Source organism: Levilactobacillus huananensis, from assembly GCF_003946145.1.
GTDB lineage: Bacteria > Bacillota > Bacilli > Lactobacillales > Lactobacillaceae > Levilactobacillus > Levilactobacillus huananensis.
This window is the reverse complement of the sequence record NZ_RHOC01000018.1, coordinates 13,091-29,318: the sequence shown is the minus strand read 5'-3', so window position 1 is coordinate 29,318 and position 16,228 is coordinate 13,091. Positions and strand designations below refer to the sequence as shown.

General features: G+C 38.7%; 15 protein-coding genes and 4 pseudogenes. 17 read left to right on the top strand and 2 right to left on the bottom strand.

Annotation, left to right across the window (positions count from 1 at the left end; translation table 11 throughout):
* Together EKM71_RS10325 and EKM71_RS10315 are read left to right on the top strand one after the other, a co-directional pair.
* Nucleotides 1-426, top strand: a pseudogene (locus EKM71_RS10325) (nicking enzyme TraA protein); the annotation flags it as partial.
* A gap of 183 nt (nt 427-609) precedes the next feature.
* Nucleotides 610-1,734 carry an ArdC-like ssDNA-binding domain-containing protein gene (locus EKM71_RS10315; RefSeq protein ID WP_125574527.1) on the top strand — a complete coding sequence of 375 codons (1,125 nt, stop codon included), beginning with the start codon at nt 610-612 and terminating at the stop codon, nt 1,732-1,734.
* A 157-nt stretch (nt 1,735-1,891) separates the two neighbouring features.
* On the opposite strand, the gene EKM71_RS11265 is transcribed toward EKM71_RS10315, so the two are convergent.
* Together EKM71_RS11265 and EKM71_RS11200 are read right to left on the bottom strand one after the other, a co-directional pair.
* Nucleotides 1,892-1,954: a putative holin-like toxin gene (locus EKM71_RS11265; RefSeq protein ID WP_222843308.1), complete on the bottom strand. Its 63-nt coding sequence runs from the start codon at nt 1,952-1,954 to the stop codon at nt 1,892-1,894.
* A gap of 213 nt (nt 1,955-2,167) precedes the next feature.
* Nucleotides 2,168-2,656 carry a restriction endonuclease subunit S gene (locus EKM71_RS11200; RefSeq protein ID WP_225418040.1) on the bottom strand — a complete coding sequence of 163 codons (489 nt, stop codon included), beginning with the start codon at nt 2,654-2,656 and terminating at the stop codon, nt 2,168-2,170.
* Between the two features lie 136 nt (nt 2,657-2,792).
* Between EKM71_RS11200 and EKM71_RS10300 the strand changes: the two are divergent.
* The 15 genes and pseudogenes from EKM71_RS10300 to EKM71_RS10220 form a co-directional block, all read left to right on the top strand.
* Nucleotides 2,793-3,035: pseudogene (locus EKM71_RS10300) on the top strand (MFS transporter); the annotation flags it as partial.
* Between the two features lie 215 nt (nt 3,036-3,250).
* A complete protein-coding gene (locus EKM71_RS10295; protein WP_089121839.1) occupies nt 3,251-4,222 on the top strand; it encodes an LCP family protein in 972 nt (323 codons plus the stop codon).
* Nucleotides 4,223-4,251: 29 nt separating this feature from the next.
* Nucleotides 4,252-5,109 (top strand): YveK family protein, encoded by an 858-nt coding sequence (locus tag EKM71_RS10290; protein WP_125574526.1) that lies wholly within the window; start codon nt 4,252-4,254, stop codon nt 5,107-5,109.
* A gap of 24 nt (nt 5,110-5,133) precedes the next feature.
* Entirely contained in the window at nt 5,134-5,877 is a 744-nt protein-coding gene (locus EKM71_RS10285) for a CpsD/CapB family tyrosine-protein kinase (RefSeq protein ID WP_125574525.1), read from the top strand.
* A gap of 22 nt (nt 5,878-5,899) precedes the next feature.
* Nucleotides 5,900-6,664, top strand: coding sequence for a tyrosine-protein phosphatase (locus EKM71_RS10280; protein ID WP_125574524.1), 765 nt, complete (start codon nt 5,900-5,902; stop codon nt 6,662-6,664).
* Between the two features lie 63 nt (nt 6,665-6,727).
* Nucleotides 6,728-7,087 (top strand): annotated as a pseudogene (locus EKM71_RS10275) (NAD-dependent epimerase/dehydratase family protein); the annotation flags it as partial.
* 60 nt (nt 7,088-7,147) lie between these two features.
* Nucleotides 7,148-7,935 (top strand): IS5 family transposase gene (locus EKM71_RS10270; RefSeq protein ID WP_080487858.1). Its coding sequence is split into 2 segments (ribosomal slippage): nt 7,148-7,406 and nt 7,406-7,935, totalling 789 coding nucleotides; the frame shifts between segments, so codons are not numbered across the junction.
* A gap of 189 nt (nt 7,936-8,124) precedes the next feature.
* A complete protein-coding gene (locus tag EKM71_RS10265; protein WP_125574522.1) occupies nt 8,125-9,483 on the top strand; it encodes an exopolysaccharide biosynthesis polyprenyl glycosylphosphotransferase in 1,359 nt (452 codons plus the stop codon).
* A 45-nt stretch (nt 9,484-9,528) separates the two neighbouring features.
* Nucleotides 9,529-10,467, top strand: a complete 939-nt coding sequence (locus EKM71_RS10260) for a GDP-mannose 4,6-dehydratase (RefSeq protein WP_125574521.1) — start codon at nt 9,529-9,531, stop codon at nt 10,465-10,467.
* 15 nt (nt 10,468-10,482) lie between these two features.
* Nucleotides 10,483-11,142, top strand: coding sequence for a sugar transferase (locus EKM71_RS10255; protein WP_125574520.1), 660 nt, complete (start codon nt 10,483-10,485; stop codon nt 11,140-11,142).
* Complete coding sequence (locus tag EKM71_RS10250) at nt 11,139-11,492, top strand: glycosyltransferase (RefSeq protein WP_125574519.1); 354 nt, start codon at nt 11,139-11,141, stop codon at nt 11,490-11,492. Before EKM71_RS10255 ends, EKM71_RS10250 begins: the two co-directional genes overlap by 4 nt.
* A 575-nt stretch (nt 11,493-12,067) precedes the next feature.
* Nucleotides 12,068-12,835 carry a glycosyltransferase family 2 protein gene (locus EKM71_RS10240; RefSeq protein WP_225418039.1) on the top strand — a complete coding sequence of 256 codons (768 nt, stop codon included), beginning with the start codon at nt 12,068-12,070 and terminating at the stop codon, nt 12,833-12,835.
* A gap of 12 nt (nt 12,836-12,847) precedes the next feature.
* Complete coding sequence (locus EKM71_RS10235; RefSeq protein WP_125574517.1) at nt 12,848-14,128, top strand: nucleotide sugar dehydrogenase; 1,281 nt, start codon at nt 12,848-12,850, stop codon at nt 14,126-14,128.
* Nucleotides 14,129-14,258: 130 nt separating this feature from the next.
* Nucleotides 14,259-15,239, top strand: coding sequence for a glycosyltransferase family 2 protein (locus EKM71_RS10230; protein ID WP_125574516.1), 981 nt, complete (start codon nt 14,259-14,261; stop codon nt 15,237-15,239).
* Nucleotides 15,240-15,249: 10 nt separating this feature from the next.
* Nucleotides 15,250-16,220 (top strand): annotated as a pseudogene (locus EKM71_RS10220) (glycosyltransferase family 2 protein).
* Nucleotides 16,221-16,228: the final 8 nt, after the last annotated feature.

Below are 16,228 nucleotides of genomic sequence, written 5' to 3'. Positions count from 1 at the left end.
GGACTAGCTTATTTATCGGGACAGCTTAGCTTAGATCAGTTAGAAAATCATCACTTACAACGGGTTTTAAAGCATGATGGCACTAAACAACTCTTTTTTGGCGAATGCAAAGCCGATCCGACGATTAAGAACAGTCAGATCGAGAAAATCCAAAAGCATTTAAAAGGGCAACAAGCCAAGGACGACCAGTATAGAAAAGTAAATATTGGACATTATCAACCGCTAAATTACAAGCCAGTTAGTCCAAGCTACTACTTAAAGACGGCCTTTAGTAACGCAATCATGACCGCCCTATATGCCCGTGATGAAGATTACGAACGGCAAAAACAGGCGCAAGGTTTAAAGGAGACTGAGTGGGAAATGACGAAAAAGCAACGGCAACACCAAACTCGAAACCGGCATGAAGATGGGGGCATGCACTTGTAATCTAAATGTAAAATTAAAGGAGCCTATAAGTATTTAAAAGAAATCACTGGTAACGGCGCTTATTATCAAGTAGCCTGGCAAAAAATGTCTGACGGTTACGTTGCCCTTTATGGCACGACCCCGATTCAAATAAGATCATTGCCAACATTGAATGATATTTTTGAAGATGAGGAGGGGTAACTTATGCCAAATAAAGCAGATGTTAAGGCTTGGAAAGCACAATTAGTCGCCCAGGCTGAACAGCAAATCCTAAAATTAACTGATAGTGACCAATTTAAAAAGTATCTCAATACCCTGGCTAAATTTCATCGTTATAGCGCCAGAAACATTGATTTAATTTATGCGCAAAATCCTCAAGCCACTCAAGTCGCCGGTTTTAAGCAATGGCAGAAGGATTTTAACCGCGCCGTCAACCGGGGCGCAAAAGCGATTCGGATTGCGGCTCCGATCATTAAGAAGCTAACACCAGCCGAGCAGAAGCATCTTGATACCACCGATGAGCGCGCCATTGTCGGTTATCGCTATCTACCCGTCTTTGATGTGGCACAAACTAGCGGTGAACCAGTGTTAAGTGCTAAAGACTTTGTCAAAGAAAATTTGGCCGATCATCAGAATGTGACAAGCTTATATAACGCGTTCAAAGATTATTTAAACCAGCAAACCGACCTTAAAGTCAGTGAAGTGCCTTTAGCGACGCTAAATGGGGCTAAGGGGTATTTTCAACCCAGCACTAATGAAATCGTCATTGGTGGCGATGAGTCCGACAATGCTTTGAAACTAAAGACGTTATACCACGAATATGCGCATAGCCAGCTACACGGCTTAAAATCAGCCTTTAAAGATCGGCCACGAGCCTATCAGGAAACCCAAGCCGAAGCGGTTGCGTATGTTGCCATGCAAAATATTGGCGTTGATACCAGCAACTACTCACTCGGTTACGTGGCCACCTGGGCTAAAGATAAAGCCGTGATCCATAGTGCTTTAAGTGAGATCCAGCAAGTGAGCAACAAAGTGATTGAGCTTAGCGACGGGTTAACCAAACAATTAGGCTTACAAGAAGCCCAAAAAGAACCTGAGCATGATCTAAAAAAGCTATCAGCCCAAGCACTTAATCAGTCATATCAAGGCTTGCAACAACAAGTTCAGCAAGCGACTAATCCACAACAAAAGTTAGGACTAAAAAATAAGTTAAATGATGTACACCATAAAATCAGTAAGCGAACTCAAAAACAACTGCAAGCATTTGCTGAACAGAATCCGGAGATCAAACAACACGAATCCGAACTTGATCAAAGTCTAAAACGTTAGCCAGTTTTTAAAGGTCATGCTATAATATAATAGAAAAGGGAAGCCTTGCGCTAACAAGACTTCCCATGCAAGCCGCTTCAAAGGCGGTGGCAGAAATTTAATAAACGATTTTAGCTCGTCCTGTGACCTCTACCAAAGTTACACAGGGCGGTTTTTTTTATTTGTGGTGCTTGTCGATATAGCTGAGTAGCGCGATTAAAAACGTGCCAAACAGCAACATCAACGAGAGTGTCTGGAAGACGCTCATTGACTGTGAAACCTTCCTGAAGATTATTCCATGTTCCCATGGGCCTCACCTCGCAAGGGAAAAGACAGCCACCGCCCTTAAAACTTCCTGCGTAATCTATTATACAGGTGAATTAAGTATTGACCAAGCACAACAAAAATTAAGTCATGGAGTTTCATAGGATCCTAAATTTGATCAAATTAAGAATCAGCAAAACATCTTTTGTAGATACCCTTTTTTAAGTTCTTGGAGTTTTTCAAGCTTACGCTGATTGGCAGCGATAAGATGATCAGTCAAAAACAAGAGTTGTCCAATGTATTTTTGTTCTTTTTCATCTGGAAAGATTGAAAAATACTTTTGAACTTTATCATAGTTTATCCCAAATACTTTTAAACCAGTTCCAACTTTATAAACATAATGTCTAAAGCTTGGTGACAAAAAAAGATATAAGTAATAAACGGGATCTCCATACTTAAGACGAATAGCTATTGTATGTAACCCAGGTACTACTTTTCTTCCATTGATATTTTTCATTAACATTGGTTCAGCAATTTCTTTATAGTCTTCTGATGCGTCTGCCAAAACAATATCACCAGTTTGGAGCAGCTGAAAGTTACCTGATTCAATATTGGGCAATCGAAATGATTTATCAACGTATTTTTTACCGAAGTGTGGATATGTTAAACTTTTTAACAATCTTTTAAATGAATCCATGGTTGTTATTGGCTGGTCAATTACTGTAGTAATTGGCTTTTTTTATAAATGTTTTACTTTAATTTCATGTAAAGCCACTCTAATTATTAACAAGCTGAAAGAAGTGGACGAATTGGCTATGCAAAATAGAAGTGGCAGAAAATATGGATTATTAAATTACGGTGTTTACGTCATATCTTTGGGAGGATTCCTATTTGGGTATGATACTGGTGTTATCAATGGAGCTTTGGCTTTTATGAGCAAGACTAGCCAATTAAATCTAACTCCTTCCCGTCAGGGAATCGTGTCAAGCTCTTTAGTCTTAGGGGCTTGCCTTGGTGCATTCCTATGTGGGAAATATGCTGACAAATTTGTCCAAAAATTCGGATTAAATTTGCAATCTACCTTTTATCAAAACTATCACAAAAAAGTAGCAATAACGGAACTTTAACAAATCTTTTACCACATTTAATGTTTAGCAGATAAGTAAGCAAGGAATGCATGATATTTTACAATCTACCAATTGACTATTTATTAAATAAGTGTAAAGATTAGGGCTGTATTTATAATTTTAAACTTTGGTTAATTTAGGAGCGTATGAAGAAAGTGCCTGTTAAAAAGAATTTGCATAATCATAGAAAACATAATCAATATAAATTCAAAAAAATATTTTGGTTATTTCTATTATTGTTATTGATTTTAGGGGTAGGTATTGCTGGAATTGCCTACCATAATGTTTACAAGGCAACCAATATTATTTACAAAAAATCGAATGCCCACAAAAAACGTAACGCTGGCAAATTAATTGATAATAAACGGCCCATTTCTATTTTACTTTTGGGGACTGATACGGGTGCCCTTGGACGTAAATATAAGGGCAGAACGGATACGATGATTATTATGTCAATTAACCCTGAAAAACAGAAAACAGTTATGATGAGTCTTCCACGCGATATGAAAGTCAATTTATCTGGGTATTCAGAGTATTCTCCTGCTAAAATTAATGCTGCTTACACTTACGGTGGTACTAAAGAATCTATTGACACAGTCCAAAAATATTTAAAAGTACCGATCGATTACTACGTTTTAGTTAACATGGGTGGTTTAAAAAGGGCAATTGATCAAGTTGGAGGAGTAACGGTCATCTCACCACTTACATTTTCATACGAGGGAGATCATTTTATTAAGGGTAAGAAATACCACCTGTATGGTGATGATGCCTTGAAATTTTCTCGGATGCGTTACAGTGATCCCCAAGGGGATTATGGGCGACAATTACGTCAACGATTGATTTTGACAGGCCTATTAAAAAAATCGTTTTCGTATAAGACTTTCCTATCTAGTAGCTTTTTAAAATCAATTTCCAATCAGGCTCAAACTGATTTGAATCGTTCCCAAATGTTTGGTTTATCGCTAAACTATCGTAAGGTTGGTAATCATGTTGTTTCTGATCATGTTCAAGGAGTAGGTAAGGAAATTGGTGGTCAAGATTTTGAAGTGGTTTCAAAATCTGAATTGATAAAATCATCAAATATTATTCGAAATAATTTAGGATTGACGCGTTATTAATTCTATATATAAATTTTTTGGAGGACAGCATGGAAAATTATTTGGATTTTCGCCAAATATTAGGGATTATTCGTAAACATATTATTTTTATCATTGCTAGTTTTATTCTTTGCTTAGTTATTGCTGTTGGTTTAGAGAAGTTTGTTATTACACCCCAGTTTACTTCGACTGCTCAAATTTTGGTTAATCAAAAAAAAGATACTTCAGTTCCAGGGGCAGCTTTGCAGAATCAGCAAGCTGATGTTCAAATGATCAGTACTTATAAGGATATCATTACAAACCAATTGGTTTTGAAAACAGCTAGTGAGCGATTAGCTAATCCTGTCAAAGTAATTCGTTCAGCACGAAAGGCTCGATACCATGTTTCAGCAAATGGTCATCGTCACTTAATTAAAGCATCACGGCCAGCTGTTGTTAAATCAACAGGGACTCCTTATGATGTGAGCGTTAAACAATTACAGGGAGCTATTTCTGTTACTAATCAACAAAACTCACAAGTTTTTGCTTTAAATGTGGAGAGTGATGATCCACAAAAATCAGCTGCAATCGCTAATACAGTTGCAAAGGTTTTTAAGCAAAAGATTCGTCGAATTATGAGCATCAACAATGTCACAATTGTTTCTGAAGCGACCCCCACAAAGCAGAAATCGTTTCCTAAAACTTCAGTAGTGCTCCTAACTGGGATGATAGTTGGGTTGTTGGTTGGATTAGGTTATGCATTTACTAGAGAAATAACGGATACTACGATTAAAGATGATGAATTTTTAACTAATGAGTTAAATTTGACTAATTTAGGCCATATAGTAGAAATTCGTAAAATACGCGGTTCACGTTTTGCTGATGAACGACATGGCGAGCATCTCAAATCAAAGCATCGTAGAGTTTAAATTTTAATTATGTAGGAGAAAATTATGAATATTTTTCGTCGTAAACAGAAAAAAATTTCCACTGATACTTTAAGAAACGGTGTGAAGTTAATTACTGATGTTGATCCTAAAGATATTGTTTCCGAACAATTTCGTACAGTTAGGACAAATATTAATTTTTCAGCAGTTAATCAAAAATTAAAAACAATTATTTTTACTTCTTCGGCAGTTAGCGAGGGAAAATCAACTGTTTCCGCTAACTTGGCGGTCATTTGGGCTCAGCAAGGGCAGAAGGCTCTATTTATTGATTCAGACTTGCGACGTCCAACTTTACATACGACATTTGGTTTATTAAATACCAATGGCCTATCCACGGCTTTATCCACTGATATAGATTTCAATTCAGTAGTGCAAAAAACGGAGATTGATAATTTATCTGTGATCACTAGTGGTCCCATTCCACCTAATCCATCAGACCTGTTGGCTTCTAATCGGATGAAAGAATTAATTTCTTATTTTAAGAAAATCTATGATGTGATTATTTTAGATGTTCCGCCACTACTATCAGTTACTGATACGCAAATTATTGCAGCTCAGGCTGATGGGGTAGTGCTGGTAGTGCGCCAAGGATTAGCACAAAAATTGGCTATAAAGCGCTCAATTGAGCTCTTAAAAATGGTTAAAGCCAATTTATTAGGTTATGTATTAAATGACGTTACACCTAAGAATGGCTATGGATACGGATACGGGTACGGTTATGGATACGGTTATGATAATAAGGGCAAATAATTACCAAGGGATATGATATAAAATGATTGATTTACATTGTCACTTGCTCCCAGGGGTGGATGACGGGTCTAAAAGTATGGATATTTCTTTGAAATTAGCTAATGATGCAGTAAGGGATGGCATCGACTGTGCATTACTAACACCTCACCATATGAATGGTGTTTATCTTAATCACAAAAAAGTAGTTATTCAGCAAGCACAAGAGTTTCAAATGGAACTTGATAGACACGAAATTCCACTCAAGGTTTTCCCTGGGCAGGAAGTTAGAATAAATGGTGATTTATTAACCGCTCTTGATCAAGATGATATTTTATTTGCTGATGAGGGTAGGCGATATCTAATGTTGGAATTTCCAGATGATGATGTCCCAAGCTACACCAGTAACATGGTTTATGAACTCATGCAACGGGGAATCATACCGGTTATCGTTCATCCAGAACGTAATACTAAGATTATGAAACAACCGAACCTTCTATATGAATTATTAAGTAGAGGTTGTCTTTCTCAAATAACAGCTGGCAGTTATGTTGGAATCTTTGGTCACAAAGTACAAAAATTTAGTAAACAATTAATTCAGTCTGGACAAGTATACATTTTTGCTTCGGATGCTCATAATTTACCTAATCGTAAATATGAAATGACCAATGCTTTTGCAAAATTGGGTAATGAATTTGGGAATGACTATGTATCTAGATTTAACGAGAATGCTAAAAAAATAATTAATGGTGATGATCTTTTACCCAATAACTTTTCTAAAATAAAAGTACGATTATTTCATTTGTTTTAGATGAAAGGTAAACGCGGTTCTGAATGTCTCTTAAAATCTGTCTCAAATATTGACTTCAATCCACCATATGCGATTGACAAGTTTGCAACAGAACGATTTGTAATTAATTACGGTCGTTTATATGATATTCCAACTGTTGCTACACGATTTTTTAATGTCTATGGTCCAAAGCAAAATCCCCAATCACCATATTCGGGAGTGCTATCAATTATTACGGAGTGTTTGCGGCATAATCAACCGTTTACTTTATATGGTGATGGTAAACAGGAACGTGATTTTATTTATGTGGCTGATGTGGTTAAGGCATTAATATTATTACTTCAATCAGATGCAAAACATAATGTTTATAATGTTGCAACTGGAAAGACCAATTCTTTATTAGAAGTTATTCATAAAATGGAAGCAGTCGCTGGCAAGAGTCTAAGAAGCTGTCCAAGATCTATGATTTTTGATATACTTCTATGTAAAAAGCGAGTTTAAGCTATGAAAAATTATCCCAGCAATATTACTCGGCAACAATTTGAATTAATTCGACCAGCTTTAGAAAATTTTCGTAAGCGAACTAAGCCTCGAAAATATGACCTCTACGAGGTCTTCTGTGCGGTCCTATATGTCTTGAAAACCGGTTGCCAATGGCGTCAAGTCCCCGGTGATTTCCCAGAATGGCGGTCAGTTTACAACTATTACAAAATTTGGTCAACTAAAGCTGAGCCTACGGCTGATTCTTTATTGGAACAAGTTTTAAAAAAATTGTCATTGCTCGGCGAACTTACCAAGGACGTTCAGCTTTAACTTCCTTTATTATCGTTGACGCTCAGAGCGTCAAAAACACCGCTACTGCTGAAAACAAAGGTTACGACGCTGGTAAGAAAATCTCGGGGATTAAGCGCCATCTGGCAGTTGATATTAATGGCTTTCCGCAGGCCATTCACATGACGCGAGCGAACGTCTCTGATCGAGACGGGGCCAGTGCAATGATCGCTTTACATGCCATGCATTTACGCCAGGTTCAAAATGTCTTAGTTGATGGTGGTTATTCAGGCGTTAATTTTCAGCTCGATGTAGCCAGTAATTTAAACGCAACCGTGCAGGTTGCGAAGCGCAATGAGTTGCATCGATTCGAAGTCATGCCCCAACGTTGGGTAGTCGAACGATCTTTTAGTTGGCTAGAGAATTGTCGGCGACTTTGGAAAAATTGTGAGCGTCAATTAACCACCAGTCTGCAAATGGTCGTTTTAGCGTTTTTAGCACTATTACTTAAGAGATTTTAGACAGCTTCTTAAGAGATTTTAGACAGCTTCTAAGAATGACAATGGGACCTGAAAGAACTGGAGATATAAAATTTTCACAAGCTGATATCAGTGAATTAGGTAAATTGGGATTTGCCACTGATAATGATCTAGGAACAGGTCTTGAAAAGTATTTGAAGTTCGAAAAAATATAGTGAGTAGGAGAAAGGCATGGAAGATTCAAGTAACAATTCTTTTTTCAAAGAAATATTAATTAGATTTATTAAATTACTTAACCCAATTATAATGTCACTAGTTTTTGCTGGGGTCTGGTATTCATTTTATGCAGATAAAATAGTTAGTCCGTTTTATGATCACGGTAATTGGGCAATAATTATATTGTTTGGGATTATTTATACAATCTATGCCAGAATGTATGATTCATTTATGATTTCAATGGCAAAGCGGTCGGAAATTATTTATAGTCAGTCGTTAGCGCTGTTAATTTCGAACGGATTGATGTACTTTATTGTTTTTATCTTAATGCGCCGATTACCGAATGTTTTACCGCTATTGTTAGCTTTTTTAATTCAAATTATTTTGACAATTGGCTGTACTTGGGCAGTTAATAAATGGTACTTTAAAAATGCAGATGTAATCAGAACAATTGTAGTATATGATGAACAGGAAGACTTAAAAGAGTGGCAAGAAAACAATAGCCTAAAAAATCGCTTCAATATTGTTAAAACTTTATCAGTAAATGATTTCAAATTAAAGCAGTTAACTGGGAAGATTGGTTGTATCTTCCTGATTGACGTTCATAGTCACCAAAGAAATCAAATACTCAAATACTGTGTAGCTAATAACGTTCAAGTAATGATTCTGCCAAGAATTGGTGATGTGATCATGAGTGGTGCTGATAATTTGCACATTTTGCACTTACCTATTTTGACGACTGGACGTTATCATCCAAAACCAGAATTTTTAATTATTAAGAGAAGTTTTGATTTGATAGTTTCAATATTGGTATTTATTCTGGTTTCACCTGTTTTCTTATTGGTATCAATCTTAATTAAGTTTGATGATCAAGGCCCAGTGTTCTACAAACAAGAACGCTTAACAAAAAATGGCAAACGATTTAAAGTCATCAAGTTTCGTTCAATGAGGACTGATGCTGAAAAAGACGGGGTTGCTCGTTTGAGTACTGGAGATCAGGATAATCGTGTTACGAAAATTGGAAAGTTTTTACGGAAAGTTCGACTTGATGAAATTCCTCAGCTAATCAACATTATCAAGGGTGAAATGAGTATTGTTGGTCCAAGGCCTGAAAGACCATCAATTGCAACACAATATGAAAAAAAATTACCTGAGTTCAATTTGAGATTGCAAGCAAAAGCGGGCTTAACAGGTTATGCTCAAGTTTATGGTAAGTATAATACTGATCCTTATAACAAATTAAAAATGGATTTGATGTATATTGCTCACCCAAGTGTGCTGGAAGATTTAAAAATAATGTTCGCAACTGTAAAAATTATTTTTATAAGTGATAGTACTGAAGGGATAGATAGTGATAAAACAAATGCAATATGAAGATAAGAAAAAAGCATTTTTTGTTATTCTAGGGGGATTTGAAAAATGGCGAAAGTGTTAGTGACAGGTGGGGCTGGTTTTATTGGCTCGTTTTTGGCTCACAAGTTGGTGGCTAATGGCGACCAGGTGGTAATCGTTGACGACCTGTCAATGGGAAAGTTGGAAAACATTGCCGATATTAAGGACCAAGTCACTTTTTATGAACACACGGTTTGTGACGAAAACTTCATGCATAATCTGCTAAACCAGGGGAAGTTTGATTACATTTACTACCTGGCGGCGGTTTCGAGCGTCGCCGACTCAGTTGCACGGCCGTGGTATACCCACCAAGTTAACCAGGAATCAGTAGTCAACACGCTGGAATTCATTCGTACACACCACTTACCAATCAAGAAGCTGCTTTTTAGTTCTTCAGCCGCTGTTTATGGTAATGCGGCAGACTTCCCTAAGACTGAAGACTCACACGTTGATCCACTAACTCCCTATGCGATCGACAAGTATGCAGCAGAACGTTACACCGTTGATTATGGACACTTGTATGGTGTTCCAACTGTGGCTGTAAGATTCTTTAACGTTTACGGGCCGCGGCAAAATCCCGATTCAGAGTATTCGGGTGTCTTGTCAATCGTTACTAAGTGCCTGAAAAACAAGCAACCATTTACGCTTTATGGTGATGGGCGGCAAACCCGTGACTATGTTTACGTTGAAGACGTGGTTGATGCGCTGATTAAGATCGCCACCGAAACTAACGAACCAACTGTTTATAACATCGCCAACGGGAATGAACAGGCATTAATTGACGTCATTCATACATATGAAGACATTGCCGGAATGAAGCTCGATATTGTCCAAAGGGAAGCACGAAAGGGTGACATCCAAAAGTCCAAGGCCGACGTCTCTAAGCTCAAGAGTATTGGCTTTGAACCAAAATGGTCATTGCACGATGGTTTAATGAATTATTGGAAGTACTATTCTAAGCATTAGTTGGGGAGGATTACCTTGCGAGTTTCGGTAGACAAGAGTAGTAATATCAGCCAAGATTATTCGTTTGTCGATGAGATTGGTGAACCAATTCCCAAAGCGCAGCTGACCGGGAAACGGATCTGCGATATCATTTCTGGAACAATCTTTGGGGTCATTAGTTTGCCGATTATTTTCGTTTTTGCCATTTTAATCAAATTAACTTCTAAAGGGCCGGTCTTTTTTAAACAACAACGAGTTGGCTACATGGGGCAACCGATTACGATTGTAAAGTTGCGGTCAATGCGCAATGATGCGGAAAAGAAGACTGACGCGGTTTGGGCAAAGAAAAACGACCCCCGTGTGACTGCGGTGGGTCGCTTTATGCGAAAAACCCGAATTGATGAATTGCCGCAATTTTGGAGCATCATTAAGGGTGATATGAGTCTGGTTGGGCCACGCCCTGAGCGTTTTACTTTAACACAGAAGTTTTCGGAAAAGTGGTCAGAATTTCCACAAAGATTACGAATAATCCCTGGATTAACGGGCTATGCCCAAATTCATGGGGGCTATGATCTTAAACCAAACGAGAAATGCAAGTTGGATAATTACTATATCGAACATTATTCGTTGTGGCAGGATTTCAAGATTGCTTTTGAGACCTTCAAAATTATTTTCACTGGTGGTGGGGCTAGATGAGTGCAAATAATTTACACAAAGTTGCAATTATAGTGCCGGTTTTTAATGCCGAAAAAACTTTGAAGAGATGTTTAGATTCAATAGTACATCAGACCCTGGATGATTACGAAGTGATCGTCATTAATGATGGTTCTTTCGATCATTCTTTAAAAATAGCAACAAAATACGCTGTCAAATATCATTTTCTGAAAGTAATAGATCAACCAAATAAAGGTTTGTTTGTCACCAGACAAGAGGGCATAAGGCTGGCCAATTCTGAATACATTGGTTGGGTAGATGCTGATGATTTTGTAGACAAGACGATGTTTTCAACATTGTATAATCAAAAGGACATGAAACCTGATCCATGAATGTCAAACAATGTCGAGGAATAATGTCAGTGAAAGTCGAAAAAAAGAGGTTTCAAAAACGGGGCATTTTGAGACGTTTTTTGACGATTTTGGGTCAAAAGTAGGGACTTTCGTGGACAAACCCAGAACCTCCTCTTCATTAAAGACAGCCTCGGAAACCCGCGTATTTACTGGCTTTTTTCAAAGCCAACAGCCGGAAAAAGTGAATCTTTTGATACAAACAAGGGGTTTACACACTCTTCTGGGCGATTTTTTCGAATTTTCTGGGTGTCGGGAGCCCCATAAACCGGGAAAAGGTGAAAAAATGGGAAATCTTCAAGTGACTCCCTTGCATAGAGGACATCGCCGGGAAGGCGCTGTTTTACTGAGGTTTTGGAGTGCAGGGGAAATGTCTTTATTGATGGAGAAGGCGGGATCGGATTGGTCTTTCAAAGTCACCTTTTATAGAAGCGAGAGTCAATCCTGTGTGAAAGATAGTCACAGAGGAGATGTAGATACACAGCCACAGAATTGTGTGGCAAACACGGCCCGGTAGAGATCCGGGCAAATAGAAACATGACGAGGGGAGAAGAGTTTTGTTAGTCAGTGTGGTGATGCCGACATACAACTGCGGCAAATATATAGCCGAGTCACTTGATTCGGTCATTCATCAGACAATCACAGATTGGGAAGTTCAGATCGTGGATGACTGCTCGACGGATGATACCATCAGTGTCTTGCAGCCTTACTTGGAAAAGTATCCGAACATCCACTACTACAAGCTGCCGAAAAATGGCGGACCGGCTGTGGCGAGGACGGAAGCGATCAAAAGAGCTACGGGGAAGTATGTGGCTTTCCTTGATTCCGACGATCTGTGGAAACCTAAGAAGCTGGAAAAGCAAATTGCCTTCATGCAGAAGACCGGTGCGAAGTTCTCGTGCACTGGGTACGCGTGCATGGACACCGACGAACATTCTCTTCACTATGCGATGATCCCGCCGAAAAAGATCGATTACCAGACATGCATCAGGCTCTCGAATCCAATCGGAAACTTGACAGCAATGTACGATCAGGAAGCATTAGGAAAGTTTGAAGTTTCGCTGATCCGGAAGAGAAATGATTTTGCACTGTGGCTACAGGTTCTGAAGAAGACGAAGTACTGCTACGGAATGGAAGAAGTGCTCGGGACATATAGGTTAGGCCGGAAAGGGTCAGTAAGTAGCAACAAGCTTAAGCAGGCAAAGTACCACTGGCAGCTATATCACGAGATAGAGAAGCACAGTGTGGTACGTAGCGCATATGAAGTAGGATGCTGGGCCTTTGTGAAAGGCACCGGGATTGGGTTGAACAAGAAAAAGATTTGAAAGGTAGAAAACATGAAGATCGTAGTAGCAGGAACAGGATACGTTGGACTGTCATTGGCAACACTTTTATCGCAGAAGAATACAGTCACGGCTGTAGACATAATCGAAGAGAAGGTTAATGACCTTAACGAATGGAAGAGTCCGATTCAGGACGAGTACATAGAGAAGTACTTCGCAGAAGCGAAAGCTGAAAAGCGGAAACTCGATCTTCATGCTGTGTGGAATAACGGCAAAGACTGGGATGAGAATCTATCCAATGCCGTGTATGCGGATACTGATTTTGTTATCATTGCCGCTCCGACGAATTACGACTCCCAGAAGAATTTCTTCGACACATCGGCTGTTGAATCTGTCATTGAGCAGGTTATGGCCGTCAATGATCATTGCTTCATGATCATCAAGTCTACGATTCCGGTTGGCTATACAGAATCCGTTCGGAAGAAATACAACACAAATCGAATTCTATTTAGCCCGGAGTTCCTTCGTGAAAGTAAAGCTCTCTACGACAATCTTTATCCAAGCAGAATTATCGTTTGCTGGGATGAGAATGATCCGGATGTCGTTAAAGCTTCAGAAACATTCGCGGGTCTTCTGAAAGACGCTTCTCTGAAAGAGGATGTACAGGTCCTTCACATGGGATTCACAGAGGCAGAAGCGGTCAAGCTTTTTGCCAATACTTATCTTGCGCTTCGCGTTTCTTATTTCAACGAACTTGACACTTACGCGGAGACGAAAGAACTCGACACGAAGTCGATCATTAAGGGCGTGTGCCTCGACCCACGTATTGGTGATTTCTATAACAATCCTTCCTTCGGCTACGGTGGCTACTGCTTACCGAAGGATACCAAACAGCTGCTGGCAAATTACAAAGATGTACCAGAGAATCTGATTCAAGCGATCGTAGAGTCCAACCGGACAAGGAAGGATTTCATCGCTGATCAGGTACTTAAGAAGGCAGGCTACTACGGATATAGCTCATCCAATATGTGGAATGAGAAAAAGGAACGTCCGATCACGATCGGTGTGTACCGCTTGACGATGAAGAGCAACAGCGATAACTTCCGGCAGTCTTCTATACAGGGAGTCATGAAGCGGATCAAAGCGAAGGGCGCAACGGTCATTATCTACGAGCCAACACTAAAAGATGGAGAGACGTTTTTCGGCAGTCTTGTCGTCAACGACCTTCAAGCTTTCAAGAACGGCTCTGATGTGATCATTGCGAACCGATATGACAAGGTATTGGACGACGTAGAAGAAAAGGTCTACACGAAGGATCTTTTCCATAACAACTAATAGGTGTCTTATATCATAACAATAAGAAAGGTTAATCCTTTATGGCTCATTGAAGTCAATAAAGCATGATGCCAATTAAAATATTTAACTTATATGAGAATAGATAATGAATAAGGGTTGAGAATAGATAATGAATAAGGGTTCGGTAGAAGGAATAAAAGTCAGTATTATAATACCTATTTACAATGCGGAGAAGTACCTTAGAAAATGTTTGGATTCAGTTGTAAGCCAAACGCTGAAGGAAAAGGAAGTAATAGTAATCGATGATGGATCAAATGATTCATCAGCAAGTATCGTTGATGAGTATGCGGCGAAATATGAGTTCGTTCATGCGTATCATCAAGATAATATGGGCGTTGTAAAAAGTAGATGCAAAGCGTTAAAGTTGGCAAGAGGAGAATTTGTTGGATGGGTGGATAGCGATGATTTTATCGAAAACAATATGTTTGAACGACTTTATAATTCTGCAAAGGAAATAGGTGCAGATGTAGCATATTGTGATTATGATTTTTACCCAGCACAAATAAAAACGAAAAAGAATTGGTTTAAACCATACACAGGTCAAGAAAGGGATTGGCGTTTTATAGAAAGAAATACTCAACAATGGAATAAGATTGTAAGCCGACGCTTGTTAATAGATTTAAGAATGTCCTATTGGATGGAGCATTGTGGAGAAGGAGCATATGCTTTCGTCCTTATAAAGGCAAACAAAATAGTAACTGTTAATGAGCAGCTTTATCATTATCGTGTTGGCCATACCAGTCTTTCAAATAATATGCATAAAACCGAGTGGTATGAGGAGAATGTAGATAAAACTAAAAAGCAACTTGAGGCTTCGGTTATTCTGACAAAGGGATGGAATGAATATTTTACATATCGTGTTATTTACGCACTGCTGCAAGTAATGCTTATAGCTGCTTGTAATGCTGATAAAAAAATTTATTATACAAACAGGCGAAAGCTTAAGAAGTTTAATCCTAAATCTAATAGATATGTGAAGGTTATTCTTGATAATAATCATGGAAAGATGAGGTCGTTTGTTTTAAGAAAAGTAATTCCTATCGATTATAGAATAGCTAGGTTTGTGGGCAGAATTGCATTAAAAAATTGAGGATTTATATATGGACCCTAAGATAAGCGTAATTATTCCCGTATACAATGCGGAAAAATATTTGAGAAAGTGTCTTGATTCTGTCATGCATCAGACCATCTTTGATCAGTTGGAAGTTGTAGATGTGAATGACGGCTCAACTGATGCATCAGGCTCCATACTTGCGGATTACGCCGACAAATACAGTAATGTGAATGTGATGACACAGAAGAATCAGGGCATAGCTAAAGCACGTCAAGCCGGGCTCAAAAATACTCGGGGGGGTATATCGTATATCTAGATGATGACGATTTTCTCAACCCTAATATGTATGAGGTGCTGCTGAAAGCAGCTGAGCAAAACGACGCTGATTACGTATATTGCAATTACAGTTTTTATCCTAAGACAGTCACAACCAAAGCAAAATGGTTTAAGCCCTATAAAGGAAAATTGGACTGGAATCTTATAGAGAGAAATACTCAGCCGTGGAATAAGCTGATCCGACGCGACCTGGCGGAACGAATTCACATGGCTGATCTTCTCCCGGAATACAGCGACAGCGTTTATGTAGATCTATTGATCCATGCAAAGAAAATAGTATGTGTGGATCAAGAATTATATAACTACCGGGTAGGACATGCGAGCGTAAGCGGAAGCTATAAAGGTAAGCTTACTTATTATCAGACAGTATCAGATCGTGCAAAGAAGCAGACGCATTTTTTAGATGATATTTCATATAGAGAAGATCTGCGAAAGTACTTTGAATACCGATATATTTACACACTGATACAGGTTTGTTGCGTAGCAGCAGTTAATGACAATAAGAAAGCTTATCAGGAAGCAGTTCGGAAGCTTAAATGTTTGAAGTACAAGGACAATCCTTACACAAGTCTAGTACTGAACGCCGATTATGGAAAAGCAAAGGCTTTTGTTCTATTGCATGTAATCCCGACAAACTATGAAGTAGCCAGAAAGATTTGTAAGAGGATCTTCTCTGGCTAATAAGCTGG

Excerpts from the sequence above, each read along its gene's own strand:
- EKM71_RS10260 (WP_125574521.1), top strand. The coding sequence starts at position 9,529 with ATGGCGAAAGTGTTAGTGACAGGTGGGGCTGGTTTTATTGGCTCGTTT.
- EKM71_RS10235 (WP_125574517.1), top strand. The coding sequence starts at position 12,848 with ATGAAGATCGTAGTAGCAGGAACAGGATACGTTGGACTGTCATTGGCA.
- EKM71_RS10285 (WP_125574525.1), top strand. The coding sequence starts at position 5,134 with ATGAATATTTTTCGTCGTAAACAGAAAAAAATTTCCACTGATACTTTA.
- EKM71_RS10290 (WP_125574526.1), top strand. The coding sequence starts at position 4,252 with ATGGAAAATTATTTGGATTTTCGCCAAATATTAGGGATTATTCGTAAA.
- EKM71_RS10230 (WP_125574516.1), top strand. The coding sequence starts at position 14,259 with ATGAATAAGGGTTCGGTAGAAGGAATAAAAGTCAGTATTATAATACCT.
- EKM71_RS10280 (WP_125574524.1), top strand. The coding sequence starts at position 5,900 with ATGATTGATTTACATTGTCACTTGCTCCCAGGGGTGGATGACGGGTCT.
- EKM71_RS10295 (WP_089121839.1), top strand. The coding sequence starts at position 3,251 with ATGAAGAAAGTGCCTGTTAAAAAGAATTTGCATAATCATAGAAAACAT.
- EKM71_RS10250 (WP_125574519.1), top strand. The coding sequence starts at position 11,139 with ATGAGTGCAAATAATTTACACAAAGTTGCAATTATAGTGCCGGTTTTT.
- EKM71_RS10315 (WP_125574527.1), top strand. The coding sequence starts at position 610 with ATGCCAAATAAAGCAGATGTTAAGGCTTGGAAAGCACAATTAGTCGCC.
- EKM71_RS10265 (WP_125574522.1), top strand. The coding sequence starts at position 8,125 with ATGGAAGATTCAAGTAACAATTCTTTTTTCAAAGAAATATTAATTAGA.